Source organism: Tychonema sp. LEGE 07196, assembly GCF_963890365.1.
Classification (GTDB): Bacteria; Cyanobacteriota; Cyanobacteriia; order Cyanobacteriales; family Microcoleaceae; genus Microcoleus.
This window is the reverse complement of the sequence record NZ_CAWPRX010000177.1, coordinates 1-18,727: the sequence shown is the minus strand read 5'-3', so window position 1 is coordinate 18,727 and position 18,727 is coordinate 1. Positions and strand designations below refer to the sequence as shown.

Here is an 18,727-nt window from a genome sequence, read left to right as displayed (position 1 = left end):
CAGTCGCTTCCCGGACACCGTTCTCCTATGGTTGGCGATTTACAGGTCAAACAGCAAAACACCTGTTCTGGCTAAAGTTGGTTGTTTATTTATGCTGTATTGTTCTATTCTGTACGATTTTGGAAAAATGTTAGCGATCGTACAAAAAACTTTACATTTTTCAGCTATTAGACTTTGCCAGAACAGCGAATCAAAGGCAAGATATATGCCTACCCACAATAATTATTGTTTATGTCTCATGCACCTTTTGCTAAAAGTCGAAGAAAATTCAGTGGTTTGTTTTTGACCTATTTGTTGACTGTGGAGCTTATTTGTCGCAGTTGATGTTGAATTCGGTTAAATTCTTTCTGTTCTTCGCTTAGCAAAGTATTGTCGATCGGCGATCGCATATCCCACTGCAATTCAGACAATAACAGCAAACAACCGGCCATAATTATACCTGTGGTTAGATATTGCCAAGGTGCGACAAAAGGCAATAATCCGATCGCAAATAGATGAGCTAATCCGATCGCGATAAAAGTGCGCGATCGCAAACCGAGTCCAGTACAAAAATAGCCGATCGCGCTCAACCCCAACCACAAATCGCACAGGTGCAGCAACAAACCACCCCAACCGAGAAAAATACTGCAATCCGTCAGCACCAAACCAGTTATCATCAGCATCGCCCAACAATAAAGAATCCAGCTAACTCGCTCGACTTTTACCCAAAACAAAGTTAACACAGCCATCCCAGCAGTGCCAATAATCGTCAGTGTTGACCACAGAATCGCCTGAAAGCTCCAACTAAGCGGCACAAATTGAGCCGTGAAAAAAATCCCCGCCGTCACCAAACCCCAAAGCAGAAAAGTTTGGTCAATCCGGGTATAAAATCCTGAGAAAAGAGTAATATTTCCAATTTGCCAGTTTAGTTGCAACAAGCCCGATCGGTCTTGTACGTCGAGATGTTCCTGTTTGCTGCGGATTAGGGGTTCGGAGACGTTGAAAAAGGTCATCCAGTGTGGTTTAAAATATTAGGTTTTACCTATTGTAACAAAACTACATAAATATTTTAAAAATTTTATTGCATTTTTTCTCATTCCCCGGATCTGCCTGGGGAGGTAGATCCCGAAGAACAGCCTCCCCAGAGTCTAAAGCTGGCGACGAAGCTGCGTTAAGTTTAGACTGACACAGCTTAGAATTTTGAGTTTAAGCAAGCCTTCAATACTAATTTTTGAGAGAAAAAATGAAGGCAACATTCACAAGCATTGAGCCATTTTAATTGTCGAGTAAATTTGTCACGTACCTGTGGCAGTTTTCTGCAGATAAAGTTTATTTTTCGTGGCGTTGCTGATTTACGGTAGGACAGGCTAAATATGTAATTCATAAAAACTAGCAGAAAGCTTCTGGATTTTGAGATTATTTGTTTCTCGCCCAGCGAGCAAAGTCTCTGCACAATTTAAGGCGGAGTTGCACTGGTTTTTAAGCCGATCGATAAATTATATCAAATCCTCTCTTCATCGGAATAGTAAATTCACTGTTAACCGTTAACATCATGAGTGCAACCGGAATTGATATTAGACTGCAATTGCATTGATGCGATCGATCTGCTCAAAATAATTTGCGTCAATCAGTGTTAATCTGCCTGAAATCTGCGATCGCTCCATCGGACAAAAATTTATCTTGTAAAATAAACCAACTTTCCTAAAATTTTGTGAAAAAAAATCGGCTTAAAAAAGAGGTATTACCTATTGACTTTTCCAGAATTGCTGTGGTATATTTTAAATAATGGGAGTGGTAACTTAAATTTTAAAAATGTCACCACTTCCATCATTTAATAATACTCCATCGATTACTCAAAGTCAAGCATTAAGCCGAAAAAAAAAGGCGATTTTTTTTTAATTTCTTCAACTAAAATTAATCTGCGTTGATTACCAATTCCCCATTTCCGTCAATCACTTCGCCGATCGCCCAAGCAGCAATTTCCTGAGACTCAAACCATTGAACGGTGGCTGCGACTTCAGCGCGATCGACCAACAGGACAAACCCAACACCCATATTAAAAGTATTGAACATATCTGCGATCGCAACTTGCCCAGCTTCAGCAATCCAGTCAAAAATCGGCAAACTCGGCCAGCTATTAATGTCAATTTTCACAGATTGATTTGCGCCCAAACAGCGGGGCAAATTTTCCGGCAAACCGCCACCAGTAATGTGAGCCATCCCGTGAATTTTTAAACCGCTGTTAATGGCTGCGAGGACAGGCTTAACATAAATCGCAGTCGGAGTGAGAAGAACCTCTCCCAAACTTTGGCCGCCCAACTCAGAGGGTTGGGAATGCCAATCAAAACCCCTCACGCCCGCAATTTTCCTTACCAAACTAAAACCGTTGCTGTGGACGCCAGAGCTAGCGAGCCCCACAGCCACATCTCCCACCCGCACCTGCGAACCATCAAGCAACTTGCTTTTTTCGACAATTCCCACACAAAAACCAGCCAAATCGTACTCACCCGCTTGATAAAAACCGGGCATTTCTGCGGTTTCACCTCCGAGCAAAGCACAGCCTGCTTGCTTGCAACCCTCAGCAATCCCTGTCACCACAGCAGCTAATTGTTCAGAATTTAACTTTCCCGTGGCTAAATAATCGAGAAAAAAGAGGGGTTCCGCCCCGGATGTCAGCACGTCGTTGACGCACATCGCCACCAAGTCGATACCTACCGTGTCGTGGCGCGAGAGCTCGCTGGCCAACTTCAACTTAGTCCCAACGCCGTCAGTGCCCGAAACCATCACCGGCTCTTTTAAACCCTCCGGGACGCTGAAAAACCCGCTAAATCCGCCGAATCCGCCCAAAACTCCCGCTCTGTGGGTGCTTTTGACCGTATTTTTGATGCGCGAGACAAAAGCTCTGCCCGCCTCAACATCCACACCTGCTTCTCGATAATCCATAAATCCGCCAAATCGATTTCTAAGTTTTAGTGTATGCCCATAACGGTTAACGCTTAACAGTGGACAAACAGCTTTTTTCAGGCTAAGCATTAGACCCTTCCTCCAAAGGCCTGTCTAGAACAGGCTCGAAAAGCCTCTTCCAGAATAATTATGGGAGAGGTCTAGTACGCAGCAATAAAATCCGGTAAACTTTTGTAAATTTTTGTAAAGTTTTCAGGAATTGCGAAAACCTCTGCAAACACTGGAATCAAAGCATTATCTGAGACATAAATTTGTGAAAAATCCCTCAATTTTTGGTAAATTTCGTGCTGTGAGCGATCCCCAAGCGCAAAAGTTTGTGGTAGTCTGTTGCAGTTCGTTACCAAAACACAAATTGCGGATCGAGTATGAGTTGTCAAGTATCGGGAAAGTTTCGACCAAAATTTTTGGGTCAGAAGCAAAAAAGCACTCAAAGCAGCCCGATACTCTGCTGTGACTCTAGGAGGAATCGCGAAAAGCCAACAGAAAAATCTGTAGCGCCCGATCGCATCTTGGCAAATTCTCCAATCTCGCTTGGCAATGGCTCTTCACAAAAATGGACGTATGAAGGAAAAATTTGTTGGTGGTCTACTCGCTGTCCTGTTAGTTCCTGTCGTAGGAACGGCCTCTTCTTGTCACGCACAAGCAACAGATGCCGTCAAGCAAAACTCTCAGTCCCAGCAAGTAATTGCCACCCAACCGTCCCCGCAGTTAAACGCGAAGCGGGTCGAAGCACAAAAAGTCGGACAGTATCAGTATCAAGCAAGAGCTGAGATTAACCGAGACTCGATCGCCAAAATTCAGTCCCACGACTTAGGCGGGCGACAAGCAGCGACAGTCTACGTGCGAAACATTCCAGTCATCACCTTTCTGAACGCCAGTCCGGAAAAAAATGCCAAAATCGGAGAAACAGGCGACAGCCAAGCCGATGCCCGCAGTCAGTTAAAAGTAGCAGACCAAAAAGACAATCCCAAAGTAGGAAACATCGCCAGCAACGCAATCAGCGTCCAAGCAGATCCTGTGTCGCGGGCATCGAGCTTAGCAGCAAGACTCAACCAGCTAGCCCGCAACAACATCGATCCCAACAGCATTACAGTGAAGTGGGAAGAACGAGACCGCTACCTGATCCAGGCAAACGGCGAGGACTTGGTAAACATCAACGCCGAAACCATCCTCCCCGACACCACCAGCGACTTTAGTCGAGACGCCCTGCAAGTAACCAATCGCCTCCGCCGACTGCTGGGGAACGCTCCACCCCTGGCAGCAGTAGCAGGCCAACCCCAACCAGAACGCCCCCTGCTATCTGTGGGCCCCGTTCAAGTGCGGCTCAACGGCTGGGCTTCCTGGTACGGCCCGGGCTTTAACGGCAACCTCAGCGCCAGCGGCGAGCGTTTCAACCAAAATGATTTAACCGCAGCCCACCGCAACTTGCCCTTCGGAACTAGAGTGATGGTGCGAAATCTCGACAACGGCCGCACCGTAGTCGTCCGTATTAATGACCGCGGCCCCTATGTGGGCGATCGGCTGATTGACTTGTCCGCAGGTGCCGCCAGCGTCCTGGGAATGATCGGCAGCGGTGTGGCGAGAGTGGAAATCGAAGTAATGGAACCGCAGCAGCCAACAACTGTGGGACAGTAAACGGTAGACAGACAGTACAATAAAAGGCCAGATATTGCAGCATTCTTCCTCGCAAAGGGTTTCTGGCCTGCTGCACAAAGAATTAATTTTCTTGTGGAACCCGCATGAGAGTCCGTTCATCAAAAGCCGATCGAGAATAGACTTGGATTGCACAAGTCCTCGATCTTTCAACCGCAGATTTCAGGTAGATCAACACTGATTGACGCAGATAATTTCAGATAACTTGTGAATGAATGCCAGAGGTATAGTGATGCCAGATATCCGATCGACACTAATATCTGGCTCTCGCGGCCAAAATCGCGCTCTCTTGGGGGCGAACTTGTTGCTAACATCGGTGCAAGATATCAGATGGAACAAATTCTGAGTTAACAAATCTGGCTTCTGTCAAAGGCCTTCAGGAGAAAATAACGGTGCGTCTGTTTACTGCGATTGCAGCACTTCGCTGCTACTTAAATTCACAAAAATCTGCTGCACCTCATTTGACAGTCGGTTTAGTTCCGACGATGGGAGCTTTGCACCGAGGACATCTGAGCTTGATCCAGCGAGCAAGACAAGAAAATGCGATCGTCGTGGTGAGCATTTTTGTCAACCCGCTGCAATTTGGGCCGAGAGAAGATTTTCAAGATTATCCCCGGAATTTGGAGCAAGACCGATTGCTGTGCTCGGAAGCTGGGGTTGATGTCATTTTTGCTCCCCCAGCAACGGAAATGTTCGGCAACTCAGGGGTCAATTCCCTACGGGATAGCTTCGCCGCGCGTGCAGAAACACACAAAACCGCCCAAACACAAATTCAGCTTTCATCCTTAACTCAAGTAGTACCGCCACCGGCGATGACATCAGTATTGTGCGGCCTAGTTCGGCCCGGTCATTTTCAGGGCGTCGCGACAATTGTGACTAAACTTTTGAGTTTAGTGCAGCCGACAAAAGCTTATTTCGGTCAGAAAGATGCTCAGCAGCTAGCAATTATCCGCCAACTGGCTGTTGATTTTAATTTGCCTGTAGAGATTGTTGCTTGCCCGATCGCCCGCGAAGAGTCGGGACTGGCGATGAGTTCTCGCAATCAGTATTTAACAGCAGAGCAAAAACAGCAAGCCTGCGCCCTCTACCGCGCGCTGCAACAAGCCTCAAAAACTTTTGCTTCAGGCGACCGCACTGCCTCCGCCGCACTTGCTGCCGCGCGCGCCGAAGTCGCCACAGAGCCTGCTGTCAAGCTCGAATACGCCGAACTCGTCGATCCCGAAACTCTCGCGCCGTTGCAGGTTGTGGAAACAGCAGGACTTTTAGCCGTAGCAGCCAGAGTAGGCTCTACTCGGTTGATTGACAATATAATTCTGCTGAACCGGCGGCCGATTGTGGCGATCGACGGCCCGGCGGGCGCTGGCAAATCCACCGTAACTCGCCAAGCAGCAAAAGCTCTCTCGCTGTTTTATCTGGATACCGGGGCGATGTATCGGGCGCTGACTTGGCTGGCTTTGAAAACGGGGACGCCGATTTCTGACGCATGCGCGATCGCCGAATTAGTCAGTTACAGCTATTTAGAATACAACCTCGATCCCGGAGCTTTGACACTAAAGATTAACGGGGAAGACGTAACCGAAGCAATTCGCAGTTTGGAAGTGACATCCCGCGTCTCAGAAATGGCAGCGATTCCCGCCGTGCGGCAGTTTCTGGTGGAGGAACAGCGGCGCTGTGGCAAAAAAGGCGGAATTGTGGCAGAAGGCAGGGATATCGGCACTAATGTGTTTCCCGATGCGGAGTTGAAGATTTTTTTGACGGCTTCGGTACAAGAGCGATCGCGCCGGCGGCTGTTACAACTTAAAGAGAGCGATCGGGCTAATATCAGTTTGGCGCAGTTGGAACAAGACATCGCCCTGCGGGACGAAATGGACAGCACCAGGGAGGTTGCACCTTTGCGAAAAGCTGCCGATGCTGTGGAAATTCAAACAGACAATCTGAATGCTGACGAAGTGATCGATCGGATTGTCGGCTTGTACAAACAGAGAATTGGCCCGTCCCACCCACAAAAAGACTTTGATTGATATATAGCCTTTCTGTGCTCTGGTATGAGGCACTATCGGGTATTGGGCATAGCGCATTGGCCAAACAGGGCATAGCGCATTGGCCAAACAGGGCATAGCGCATTGGCCAAACAGGGCAAGACTTCCGTGGGCATACCTCACCACGCGATCGAACCGCTATAGGTGCAATATTTGAAGTTGAATCAACTTGTAGCGTCAGGAAAAGAGAAGAGTCCGGCTCGTGAGTCCCCCAGAATAGAACGAAGACAGTCCAGGATACTAGTGTCACCTTGAAATCAACTTGTAGGGTGCGTCAGGTGCAACGATCGATAGAATTTCGGCTTTCGTGTCTGACGCACCCTAGTAATTGTGCTTAGGAATGAAAATTTAATAACTTAAGCGATTGGCTCGTTAGCAGGAAGAGCCTGGTAATGCAGATAGGCGAGGCTCTGCCTCTCTTTACCCCTGAGCTTCTGGAGAGAGAGAAGTGTGGCAGATGTTTAAGTTATTAAGTTTTCGATCCTTATTTGATGTCGGGTCAGATTACCATAAAAAAAGCGGTTCGTAGTGCGGACTTAAGTCGGCAACATGAGATCGTACTACATGGGACACGCGCGATCGAATCTTATCGCTGTAAATCGTTGATTGGACACGAGATTACGCATGAGGACTCTTAAAGCGGGTTTAAATCTAGTTTTTTAGTTGAGAAACCCAGATTTTTCAAATAAACCCGGTTTAAGAGCGTAAATCCTATTGAAATTTCGCCGATTTTCATCGGTTTGGCGGTTTTTTGTACACAAGTCTTAAATTTTTTTATCCTGTCGGAGTTCTGCGCGATCGGTTATTTGCAGTATTAGCATTTTTAGACGCAATCCGATTTAAGATAATTCTCTTAAGTGGATTACTAGGACATAGACATAAAATCTCAAATTAACTGTGCAAGGTGCGAAGGAGAGAATGACGTGACAAAATTGAAACGGCTGTTGAGGCGGCGCAAAAATTTAATCGTTGCTTTTACGGCCGCGGCCGCCAGTTTTTTACTGGGCGTGACGTTGCCAATGAACTTGCGGGCCACTGGGCCAGTGACGCCGATGCAGTCGCAAGTTTTGGCGGTATCCGAACCCTCAGAACAAAAGCCGATCGCCAACGTTAATGGAATCAAAGGGGCGATCGCCAGTCGAGTTGAGTTTTCCCAAAAGGCGATCGCCTCTTTGGAGGAAAAGCGCTTTCAATCAAGCCTGCCCTCCGAGTTGAAAGGTGTAACCATCCGTCAGGCGAAACTCGACTCGCGGCACAAAGCGATCGCCCTGACATTTGACGACGGCCCCTGGCCGACAACAACTACACAAATCCTAGATATTCTCAAGAAAAACAATATTAAAGCTACATTCTTTTGGGTAGGAAGGTATCTGCACACTTATCCCGAACTTGGCAAACAAGTAGTGGCTGCAGGTCACGCGATCGGCAACCACACTTGGAACCACCAATACATTAAGTATAACGAAAACAGTGCAGCTCGGGAGATCGATCGCACGTCATCGTTAATTGCAGAATTAACCGGGGTAAAAACATCGCTTTTCCGCCCGCCGGGAGGCATTTTAAACAATGGATTAGCAGCTTACGCACAGAAGAAAAATTATACAATTGTGATGTGGTCTGCCGATTCTTTAGATTGGCGGAGTGCTACGCAATCGTTGATGGACAACGTGTTTCGGCAAGCAAGTTCCGGCGGCATTGTGTTGATGCACGACGGCGGAGGCAATCGCTCCAAGACTGTACAAGCTTTGCCCAATATTATTGCTAGATTGAGAAAAGAAGGGTACAAATTTGTAACGGTTCCTGAGTTATTGCAGATGCAAGAACAAGAGTTAAAACAGGAAAAAACAGCAAAGAAATAAAAAATGGGGAAAGTGGAATTAAACGCCATTTTCCCATTTTTTTTTAAGTAGTACGATCGATTTTTCACAAGGATGGCTATCCTGTACCCCACAAATCGATCGACAATCGCTATGCTGTAACAGAGCATCAGTTCGATCGCCTACCAACCATGACTGCACAACCCAACCTAACATCAAGCTTAATTTTGATTTCCCTCCCCGACGCACCTTAATTTCGGTGTTAATTACCTATTGAAAGCTTGCATCTAACGGCAAATTCTGTAACTGAGAATTCACCCAATTAGCCGCCGCAAAACCCGATCGCAAAGCAGCATCAATTTGACCTTCGCCGCACAAATCCCCCGCACAAACCAGCGGCAAAGTCCCTGCCGCAGGCAAACAAGAAACAGGCAAAGGATTTCGACAAAAAGCATAGCGCCAGCGGTGAACTTGCAACCATTCCGGCTGATTCAGCCAAGGCATTAAATATTCAGAAGTGCGATCGAGCAATTCCCCACCGACAGTATTCAAATCACTAGCTTCTAAATAACGTTCCGCAAAATTAGCGCTGCTGTGAACCACAAACACAGGCTGCTGCGGATTGATTCGCTTGCTGCTGTCGAGGCCAACCCAAGCTAAATCAGAATTATCGGGAAAAGAAACAGATTTCCACTGCGGATTGAGATCGCTCAACTCTAAATTTCGTGCTGCAGGATAGCCAGCCATAACTGCAATGCAAGGGTCGTACTCCACAGAACGCAATTTGTCAATAAAATCCGGCGACAAACCGATTTCCGAATCCAAAAACATTAAAGCTTGAGGAGCAGGAATTGCTACAACTACAGCCTTCGCAAACAATTCTTGAGGTGTCTCTAAATTGTCGTCCGTAACTTCCAGAGAAAGACGCCACATTTGGCGGTGAGTACGAGCAATAGCTTTGACTCGGCGGCCGTACCAAATGTGTAAACCCTCTGCGATATACTTGCCGACAGCATTCATCCCAGCAGGTGCGACATAACAATCACTAGGAATAGAGAACATTTCTCCTTGTCGGAATTCTGTCGCACTATCCGTCCAGAGTTTCAGGATTTGCCGATCGACCAAAACATCAATCAACGCCTGCACCGCCTCTCCCTGCGGCTCCAGATAGCGAGCCCCGTGATCGGCCCTGGTGCCCTGCACGCGGCGAGTAGCGACTCGCCCGCCGGGGCCGCGAGATTTCTCAACAACAGCCACAGAATAGCCAGCGAGGCACAACTGCCGAGCGCAAATCAGTCCCGCCATCCCCGCACCGATCGCCACAACATCGAACATAGTTAGTCAGTAGTCAGTAGTCAGTTGTCAGTTGTCAGTTGTCAGTTGTCATTAATAATTAGTCAACAGTCAACACTCAACAGTCAATAGTTATCAGTTTAAAGCTGCGGGGGAAGTTTCTGTGCAGTGTTTCAGTTTGCGGCCAAACCCTGAGAGCCGTAGTACAGGTTGCAAACCCAACGCCATCGCCCTGCAGCACGTAGTAGAATAGGGGACAGCACGAATGGACAGGTAAGATTAGTTTAAAAAAAATGTAGCGGCAAATTCCACAGCCCGCTACTGGGGAAAATCTAAAATCTAAAATCTAAAATCTAAAATAACCCTAGCGGAGGGCAAAATCTTGGACGAACTCAGAGCAGCATTAGAATTGACAACAGAAGAAGAATTGCAGCAACTAACCGAACTTCTGTTCAGCCGCAAGTTTAACCCTTTAGATTACGTGCAAACCCCCGCACCCACAGACGTACAAAGCCGCGATCGCCAAGCGTGGCTAGACGCGGTAGAACAGCGGTTTCGGTATCTTGCGGCCGACGGGGTGACGGTACTCAGAGGGCGAACCGAACAAGTAACCTACAGACAAGCACTAATTCAAGTTTGTCGCTATCTCAAAATTCCTTATCCCAAACAGTTGTCAACCACCGACTTAGAAGCCGAAGTATTTCTGCATTTAATGGGCCGCGCCTGGAAGCGCTTACCCGCCGACGAACAGCAAGCGCTAACACTGCGCGTACAGCGAGCAATTGTTGATTCTAAACTCTCCAAACCCCTGCCAATTTCTGCAGAAAAAGACCCGCTGGGTTTGCTGTTCAAAGGCGGCAGCGCTTTAGCTGTGAGTTCTATCTTAAAACCCATGTTGCTCAAACTGATGGCCAATCAATTTGCGCTGCATTTTGCCACCTATCAAATGGCCAGACAAGGAGTGCTTGCAGGGAGTGCAACCGCAGCCACCCAGTTTCAAAATTATGTCGCAATTCAAGCGGCGCGGCGCGGGATGGCCGTGAGTGCTGCTCGTTATGGTGCGGCGCGGAGCGTGTTTTCGCTGCTCGGCCCGGTGATGTGGACTTGGTTTGTGGCGGATTTGGGTTGGCGATCGATTTCCACGAACTACGGGCGGATTATCCCGACCATTTTTGCCTTAGCTCAAATTCGATTAACGCGATCGGAATGCGCTTGGGAACTAGCCTAACTATAGACTTTCTGTACTCTCATATGAGGTACTATCTGGGATTGGGCATTGGGCATTGGGCATTGGGCATAGGGCATAGGGCATTGGGCATACCTCACTTTTTTGAGAACCGCTATATTTTGGATTGAATAATTGAAGAATTGGAGTGTGAGTGAATATAAAAAATCGGTACAAATTAGCTGTTAAACAGACAGCAAAAAATCTCAAATCTCGCCTCCAAAAACATCCCGACAGCCGCCTGGTAATTCCTTGGAATTTCGCTCAAATCGGGATGCTGATTTTTCCCTTAATTCCAATATTGGGAGGTTTAGGAATATTCTTAGGATTGGCCGGTACTTGCAAACAAAAGTATCATCAAATTAGCCGCCGCCCGCTGAACCGAGGATTCGCCATCCTCTTTGCGGTGCTAGTCATCACAACGATTTTTGCTAACAACCGCATCGATGCTGTTTTAGGCTTGTGCAATTTTTGGCCTTACTTTATACTTTTTGCCGTTTTCAGCAGTTTAATTCAAACTCCTGCTCAGTTGCGACAAATGTCTTGGACGATCGCAATTAGTGCAGTACCCGTAATAATTTTAGGTTTGGGACAGCAATTTTTAGGTTGGAGTGGCATCGATTTATTGCAGCCTGTTTTTGGCTGGGTACTCGAACCCAAAGGCAATCCCCCTGGCCGTATGGCTTCTGTATTTATGTACGCTAATATTTTAGCTTGCTATCTGACAATTGCTCTTATTTTAACACTCGGATTGTGGATGGAAGAAGTCAGTTGGCAGTTGTCAGTTGGCAGTTGTCAGTCGTCAGTTGTCAGTCGTCATCACTTACCAATGCCCAATGCCCAATTCCCAATTCCCAATTCCCAATTCGCGATGCCCAATTCGCGATTCCCAATGCCCAATGCCCAATTCCTATTTTTAAGTTTGGCTGTGCTGGGAAATGCTGTTGCTTTGATTTTTACTAATTCTCGAAATGCGTGGGGATTGGCTGTTTTGGCTGTTTTGAGCTTTGCATTTTATGCGGGTTATAAAAAAATATTAGCTGCGGTATTTAGTGGGGTTGGTGCAGTGTTTTTGTCGGCGTTTGGCCCGGAACCGCTGCGACAATATTTACGAAGAATTATCCCGGCTTTTTTCTGGGCGAGACTTACCGATGAGATGTTTCCAAATCGGCCTACTGGTACTTTGAGAACTACTCAGTGGGAGTTTGCTTGGTCGATGACTCAGCAGCGTCCTTGGACTGGTTGGGGACTGCGAAATTTTACTCCTCTCTACGAAGCTCAAATGCACGAATGGCTCGGTCATCCTCACAGTTTGATATTGATGCTGACTGCGGAAACGGGAATACCGGCAACGCTTTTATTTTTGGGTTTAGTTGGCTGGGTTTTGGCTAGAGGTGTTTTGTTGTTGATGAATTGGCCTGTTTCTGCGGCGGACATCCAACAAGAGCAAATAGCAACAGAGGAAGTAGGGGAAAATGCTTTATTGCTCAATCAAAACTCTAACTTTAGTATCACAAATCGGCTATTTTGTCAAGAAGAAAGAGGGGACGATCGCCTAATTTTCTTCAGTTATTTATTAGCCTTCGCCGCCTGTACGCTGTTTAACACTGTAGACGTGACGCTGTTTGATTTCCGAGTCAATACAATAAGCTGGTTGCTGTTAGCGGCGATTTGCGGAGTTGGGCATTGGGAATTGGGCATTGGGCATCGGGCATTGGGAATTGGGCATCGGGAATAGGGCATTGGGAATTGGGAATTGGGAATTGGGAATTGGGCTCTAGCGTTGCGGAGGGATTGGGCATTGGACTCTAGCGTTGCGGAGGGATTGGGCATAGGGAATAGGGCATTGGTAACAGCCAACAGCCAACAGCCAACAGTCAACAGCCAACAGTCAACAGTCAACTGCCAACTGCTTTCCTGCCAACTAAATTCCCTTATTCCACCGTCACCGACTTCGCCAAATTGCGCGGCTGATCCACATCCAAACCGCGACGTGCCGCAATGTGATAGGCCAACAATTGCAGCGGAATTACTGTCACAATCGGCGACAACAATTCATCCACCAAAGGTACCGGCAAAACGTGGTCAAAAATATCGGCTTCCGCTGCGCCCTGCTTCGGGGTAACGCCAATTAAACGTGCGTCGCGCGCCTTGGCTTCCTGAGCGTTGGAAAGGACTTTTTCGTAGACGCTTCCGGGCATGGCGATCGCCACTACAGGCACTTTAGCATCCAAAAGGGCGATCGGGCCGTGTTTCATTTCTCCCGCCGGATATCCTTCCGCGTGAATGTAGCTAATTTCTTTTAGTTTCAGCGCGCCTTCCAAAGCAATCGGAAAGTTAATTCCCCGCCCCAAAAATATAAAATCCTGGGTATCGGTAAACTGGTGGGACAATTCCTCTACATACTGTTCTTGAATCTCCAAAAACTTCTCAATTTGCCCTGGCAAATGGCGCAAACCAGCAATAATTTCTGTCAATCTCTCCGTGCTGATTGTTTGTCGCTGGTGCGCTAAATCCAAAGCTAATAAATAGAATGCCATCAACTGAGTGACAAAAGTTTTAGTAGCAGCCACACCAATTTCAATACCGGCGTGGGTGCTGATTACGTGTGGCATCATGTGGGCGATCGAGCTTTCTGTTCCGTTAGTAATGCCCAACATTCTCGCGCGAAATTTATCGGTAAAACCCGCACGGCGCTGCTGTTCCATCCCCAAAGCAGCCAGGGTGTCCGCCGTTTCTCCCGACTGCGTTACCCCAATAATTAAAGTATTTGCTGTCAGCGGTGCCGGTGCGTAACGGTACTCAGAAGCGTACTGCACCGCAGTAGGAATATTCGCTAACTGTTCCAACAAATATTTGCCAATTAGCGAGGCGTGCCAGCTCGTTCCGCAGGCGAGAATTGAAATTTGTTCGACATCGGCACAAAGTTCTTCGGGCAAGTTGAGATTGATGGGAGAGCGGTGATTTCCCGGCTGCCAATCGCTGTCTAAATAAGCATCCAAACAAGCTCGAACTACGGCCGGCTGTTCGTAAATCTCCTTGTGCATGAAGTGTTTGAAGCCTTGTTTTTCGACTAAAACCGGACTCCAACCAAGGATGCGCGGGCTTTTTTTGAGCCTTTCCCCTGTAAAGTTGTAAACTTCGACTCCCATCGGAGTTAGCCTGGCCAATTCGCCATTTTCCAAGGACAAAACGGTGCGGGTGTGAGATATTAAGGCCGGCGTGTCGGAAGCGCAGAAAAATTCGCCAGCACCAAAGCCAATTACCAAAGGAGCTTGCTGTCTGGCAACAATTATTTCGTCTGGAAAGTCGGCGCAAATAGCAGCGATCGCAAAAGCTCCTTCTAACCGATTGACAACCTTGGAAACCACTTCCAAAAACGACAAATCAGCAATTTCCTCTGCTGTGGGATCTTTTTCTTCTTCCTTCTTCCTTCTTCCTTCTGCCTTCTGCCTTCTTTCTTCCTCAAAAAAATCAGCTATTAAATGAGGAATAACTTCTGTATCGGTATCCGAGACAAATTTATGTCCCTTCGCTGTCAATTCTTGTCGCAACTCGCGATAATTTTCGACAATGCCATTTTGAACAACGGCAATTCGCCCGCTATTGTCCATGTGAGGGTGAGCGTTATATTCCTCTGGTTTGCCGTGAGTTGCCCAGCGGGTGTGTCCGATGCCGATGGTAGCCGGAGAGTCTATCTCTGCTAGCTTTTCCCGGAGGTTGTGCAACTTGCCCTTTGCTCGGATGCAGGTAATTTCTCCTTCGGAGATGGTAGCCAGGCCCGCTGAATCGTAGCCCCGGTATTCTAGTTTCTCCAATCCTGCTAGCAAAATCTCGCTTGCTGTTTGCGTGCCGATATAGCCAACGATTCCGCACATTTAAGGTAAAACTCCTGCTTAGCGATCGCCATAAAACCCAAGTTTTATCATTTTTAGCTTCTTCGTGCCACAAAATGCAGATTTTGCGACTAAAAGAGAGGGGGCAATTTAATCGCCCCCTCTATACGTGCCCGTAATTCGATCGGCGTGTCGATCGATATTTAGTAGGCCAGACCCATACTGCGAGTAGTTTCTGCTCCCAGGTAAACCCGGATGCTTAGAAAATCGGTAGGGCAAGCAGTTTCGCAACGCTTGCAACCTACACAGTCTTCTGTGCGCGGAGATGAGGCAATCTGAGCCGCTTTGCAGCCATCCCAGGGCACCATCTCCAAAACATCAGTCGGACAAGCGCGGACGCATTGAGTGCAGCCGATGCAGGTATCGTAAATTTTGACTGAATGAGACATTGAATAAAGGCTCCCAACGAGTCACTAAAAATTTGCTAGCTCTGCGGATTAACAGGTTTGACGGCGAGGTGCCACCGCTATAGCCTGCACAGAGAGTTAAAGGTTAGTCTACCGCAGTGGCTGGAAGCACTTCCCCAAAAAGCGACAAAACTTCACAGTTATTCACGCTTCCAGTCCCATAGAAGTAGCTTGAAGAGCGCCCTGGGGAGCTTGCGTGCCCGAGTTCCCCAGGGCACTAGGGTATGATTGCGATCGCCGGATTCGGTCTTAACGCTACCGGAGACAGCACTACGGTATGATTTCGATCCGTCGGATTGAATCAGAGCAAAAACTCCAATTCTGACTGCCAAACCGTGCCAATCGATCGACTCAAAGCCGAATTCGTCGAAACTTGTATCCGTTTTTAGGCGGACTCGGCGGAAACAGTGGCTTTTGTGAAGATAAAAAACCGCAAATTGACGAATATCAACGGCGAGATGTTGTTTGATGCAAACAGTCCATTTGTAATGGCATAAACCTTGAAGCCTTGAGACTCTAAACTCGCAATTTGCAAGCATTGCTTACCGCTACACGAGCTATTGAAAATTTTTACCCGTTTGTCACTCTACTTTACGCTGTGAGGCAATGAAGGGAGATCGGGGAGCTAAGAAGAAACCCACGAGACTAGCAAATAGAATCGGCGTAAAAGTGCTTAACCCTGTCAACTTCGCGAGGAGCAGAGTTGTACTAATTGGAGTGCGAGTGACCGTTGAATTCAGAGCAGCCATTACACAAATCATTGCCAAAGTCTCATTCGACCCGATGGGATTCATAATGGTGATTGCCTTTCCTAAACAGGCTCCTATAAAAAATAGCGGAATGATTATTCCCCCTCGCCAGCCCCCATTGATAGTCACACTAATAGCAAATACTTTAGCAACAACTAAAGTCAATAGAAATGTCAGAGAAAAGTTCCCCTCAACAATTTTTTCTATTTGATGTTCTCCAAAGAAACGAGTGAGCGGAAAGAAAGCGGATAAACCACCAAGTGCTAGTCCGGCTAAAGTAGTTCGCACATAAATGGGACTGTGTATCGAATCAAACAAGCGACCAACACTGCGAAATACAGCGATAAAAAACCACCCCATAATCGCCCCTACGATTCCATAAGCAATCGCTGCGCCAAAGTCATAAAGGCTGTCCACATTGTAATGAGGAAAATGCCAGGTAGGCCCAAGTCCAAGCTGGGTAATTGCGACAAAGATGGTGTAACTTGCACAACTTGCCACTACCGCAGGCAATATTGCTTCAAAATACTCTACAACATTCTGATGATGCAGGATTTCTAAAGCAAAAAAAGTACCGCCTAAAGGAGCGCCGAACAAAACTGTAAAACCAGATGCCATACCAGCAAGACTCAAAGTTCGCAGTGCTTCTCCGCTTAATTTAAAGCGATCGGCTAACCAGGTACCAATTGAACCTGTGACTTGCACCATTGGCGATTCTGGGCCAGCACTTCCTCCACTGGCAATACTGAGTAGCGATGACAGAATCATCGAAGGATTTTCATTCATTGGTAATCGCCCACCCTTGAGATGAATATTGTCAATAATCAACCCAATTTCTCCAGGATTTCCCAGCCAATGAATGAGCAAACCGATGAGCAAACCAGTCAGGGGCATGACGATTAGTAGATAACCTCCACTAAAATTTTCAAATCCCCGCATCATGTAAGACAAACATATCCAATAACTTGCAGCAAATAAACCACAAATTATTCCTAGCATTGCCCATATTAATACCGAACGTGTGAGATTTATTGGGTTTCGTTTCATTGCTTGTTCCTTGTCTCTAACTAGGAAGTTAGGAAGTCTTAAAACTATTTTGTATAATAGTATACTGTTTTTTTGTCTGTATCTTGTATTGACTCAAAAATGTATGAGTCCGATCGGGCTTTCGGCTCGCGGGCTCTGTATAATTCCGATCTAACCGGATTTGATTTGAGTAAAAACTCAAGTTTTTATGCTGATTTCCCCAACTGGTGCAACAGTTGTAAGGGCTTGTTGTTTGAGATTATGGCTTTTAGAAAAGATTTGGGTGAACTGTCTTCTATACCAACTGTTGCAAATTTTTTTATAATTAGGGCTTGCTGCAAACTGGTGCAAATCGATCGACTAAAAGCCTAATTTGTCTAACACAGGCTTAGTGGAAACAATATGCCGATCGAGTCCCAGTTGTTTCGGATTCACGCCCAAAGCCAAAGCCACCAATTGCGGCAAATGCAGCACCGGCAAACCCAATTTGCGATCGATCGCTTTTTCCACTTCCGGCTGTCGCGAATCCAAATTTAAATGACAAAGCGGACAAGGAGTTACCATACAATCAGCGCCATTGTCAAGAGCATCTTGAATGTGTTTTCCAGCCATCGCAAAAGATTGGTTAGTGGCATAACTCGCCAGCGGCCAGCCACAGCACTGCGTCCGCCCTCGATAGTAAACGGGAGTTGCGCCGATCGCCCGAAACACATTTTCCATCGATTCGGGTTGGTGCGGGTCATCGTAAGCCAAATGTTCCTGAGCTCGCAGCAGATAGCACCCGTAAAAAGACGCGCACTTCAAACCGGACAGCTTGCGGGTGACTCGCTTCTGCACTTCCTCCAGGCCGTAATCTGCAACGATCGCCCACAACAGATGTTTTACCTCGGTACTGCCTTGGTAGGGCGAACAGCCTTGTTTTTCGAGCAAACCGTTGACTTTTTCGAGGTAAGGTCGATCGGTCTTTTGGGATTCCTTGAGGCGATCGTCCACATGACCGATTACCCCTTGACAAGTGCTGCAATGGGTGAGTAAAGGCAGATTCAGTTGCTCGGCCAAAGCAATATTCCGGGCGTTGACGGTATCTTCCAGCAACTGCGAATCTTCCTTAAAAGTGCCAGAACCGCAGCAGGAAGCTTTCTTGAGTTCCACCAGTTCAATGCCCAAGGCTTGAGTCAGCGCTTGGGTAGACTGGTAAAGTTCGCGGGCGGCCCCTTGGGCTACGCAACCGGGAAAGTAAGCATATTTGAGAGTTGGGGATGGCATAATTGTTTCTGCTGGGGAGACAAGGCAAGGGACAAGGGATAAGGGATAAGGGCGATCCTCTTCGAGGGCTGCGCTAACGGATTTCCTCTCCACAATTACCGCATCAGAGTCTAGCTAGGGGTGAATTGTCAGCTTTTCTCAAGAATTTTCAGACCGATTTACCCAAAAGATGCAACTTTAGAAAAACTTAAAACCCCTATCCAGTCAGTAATCCCAATCTCAAATCTCAAATCTCAAATGGTATGAGTAAGTTGCTACTATAGCCTTTCGACCTCTGGTATGAGGTACTATCCGGCATGGGGCATCGGCCCGCGCAGGGCCTAAAAGCATCGGCCCGCGCAGGGCCTAAAAGCATCGGGCATGGCACCACGCGATCGCACCGCTATAGATTGAAATTGTATATTTCGATGACT

General features: G+C 47.2%; 12 protein-coding genes. 5 read left to right on the top strand and 7 right to left on the bottom strand.

Going from position 1 to position 18,727, the window contains the following annotated elements; genetic code table 11:
- Nucleotides 1–287: 287 nt before the first annotated feature.
- Together AACV78_RS21045 and purM are read right to left on the bottom strand one after the other, a co-directional pair.
- Entirely contained in the window at nucleotides 288–992 is a 705-nt protein-coding gene (locus AACV78_RS21045; RefSeq protein ID WP_194009557.1) for a hypothetical protein, read from the bottom strand.
- A gap of 901 nt (nucleotides 993–1,893) precedes the next feature.
- Nucleotides 1,894–2,922 (bottom strand): phosphoribosylformylglycinamidine cyclo-ligase, encoded by a 1,029-nt coding sequence (purM, locus tag AACV78_RS21040; RefSeq protein WP_194009556.1) that lies wholly within the window; start codon nucleotides 2,920–2,922, stop codon nucleotides 1,894–1,896.
- Between the two features lie 582 nt (nucleotides 2,923–3,504).
- Between purM and AACV78_RS21035 the strand changes: the two genes are divergently transcribed.
- The 3 genes from AACV78_RS21035 to AACV78_RS21025 all read left to right on the top strand — a co-directional run bounded on the left by AACV78_RS21035 (nucleotide 3,505) and on the right by AACV78_RS21025 (nucleotide 8,494).
- Nucleotides 3,505–4,578: a septal ring lytic transglycosylase RlpA family protein gene (locus AACV78_RS21035; protein ID WP_194009555.1), complete on the top strand. Its 1,074-nt coding sequence runs from the start codon at nucleotides 3,505–3,507 to the stop codon at nucleotides 4,576–4,578.
- A 410-nt stretch (nucleotides 4,579–4,988) separates the two neighbouring features.
- Nucleotides 4,989–6,617 carry a bifunctional pantoate--beta-alanine ligase/(d)CMP kinase gene (locus AACV78_RS21030; RefSeq protein ID WP_194009554.1) on the top strand — a complete coding sequence of 543 codons (1,629 nt, stop codon included), beginning with the start codon at nucleotides 4,989–4,991 and terminating at the stop codon, nucleotides 6,615–6,617.
- Nucleotides 6,618–7,558: 941 nt separating this feature from the next.
- The gene (locus AACV78_RS21025) at nucleotides 7,559–8,494 is read left to right on the top strand and encodes a polysaccharide deacetylase family protein (protein WP_194009553.1); all 936 of its coding nucleotides are present in this window, start codon (nucleotides 7,559–7,561) and stop codon (nucleotides 8,492–8,494) included.
- 228 nt (nucleotides 8,495–8,722) lie between these two features.
- Here AACV78_RS21025 and AACV78_RS21020 read toward each other — a convergent pair whose 3' ends face one another.
- A complete protein-coding gene (locus AACV78_RS21020; RefSeq protein ID WP_194009552.1) occupies nucleotides 8,723–9,787 on the bottom strand; it encodes an NAD(P)/FAD-dependent oxidoreductase in 1,065 nt (354 codons plus the stop codon).
- Nucleotides 9,788–10,127: 340 nt separating this feature from the next.
- Between AACV78_RS21020 and AACV78_RS21015 the strand changes: the two genes are divergently transcribed.
- Both AACV78_RS21015 and AACV78_RS21010 read left to right on the top strand, forming a co-directional pair.
- Entirely contained in the window at nucleotides 10,128–10,973 is an 846-nt protein-coding gene (locus AACV78_RS21015) for a YaaW family protein (RefSeq protein ID WP_194009551.1), read from the top strand.
- A gap of 151 nt (nucleotides 10,974–11,124) precedes the next feature.
- Complete coding sequence (locus AACV78_RS21010; RefSeq protein WP_194012848.1) at nucleotides 11,125–12,708, top strand: O-antigen ligase family protein; 1,584 nt, start codon at nucleotides 11,125–11,127, stop codon at nucleotides 12,706–12,708.
- Between the two features lie 196 nt (nucleotides 12,709–12,904).
- On the opposite strand, the gene glmS is transcribed toward AACV78_RS21010, so the two are convergent.
- The 4 genes from glmS to AACV78_RS20990 all read right to left on the bottom strand — a co-directional run bounded on the left by glmS (nucleotide 12,905) and on the right by AACV78_RS20990 (nucleotide 18,314).
- The gene (glmS, locus tag AACV78_RS21005) at nucleotides 12,905–14,848 is read right to left on the bottom strand and encodes a glutamine--fructose-6-phosphate transaminase (isomerizing) (RefSeq protein WP_194012847.1); all 1,944 of its coding nucleotides are present in this window, start codon (nucleotides 14,846–14,848) and stop codon (nucleotides 12,905–12,907) included.
- A gap of 161 nt (nucleotides 14,849–15,009) precedes the next feature.
- A complete protein-coding gene (gene psaC, locus AACV78_RS21000; RefSeq protein ID WP_015175986.1) occupies nucleotides 15,010–15,255 on the bottom strand; it encodes a photosystem I iron-sulfur center protein PsaC in 246 nt (81 codons plus the stop codon).
- Between the two features lie 599 nt (nucleotides 15,256–15,854).
- Complete coding sequence (locus AACV78_RS20995) at nucleotides 15,855–17,069, bottom strand: chloride channel protein (RefSeq protein ID WP_194012846.1); 1,215 nt, start codon at nucleotides 17,067–17,069, stop codon at nucleotides 15,855–15,857.
- Nucleotides 17,070–17,408: 339 nt separating this feature from the next.
- Entirely contained in the window at nucleotides 17,409–18,314 is a 906-nt protein-coding gene (locus tag AACV78_RS20990) for a CoB--CoM heterodisulfide reductase iron-sulfur subunit B family protein (RefSeq protein ID WP_194012845.1), read from the bottom strand.
- Between the last annotated feature and the right edge of the window lie 413 nt (nucleotides 18,315–18,727).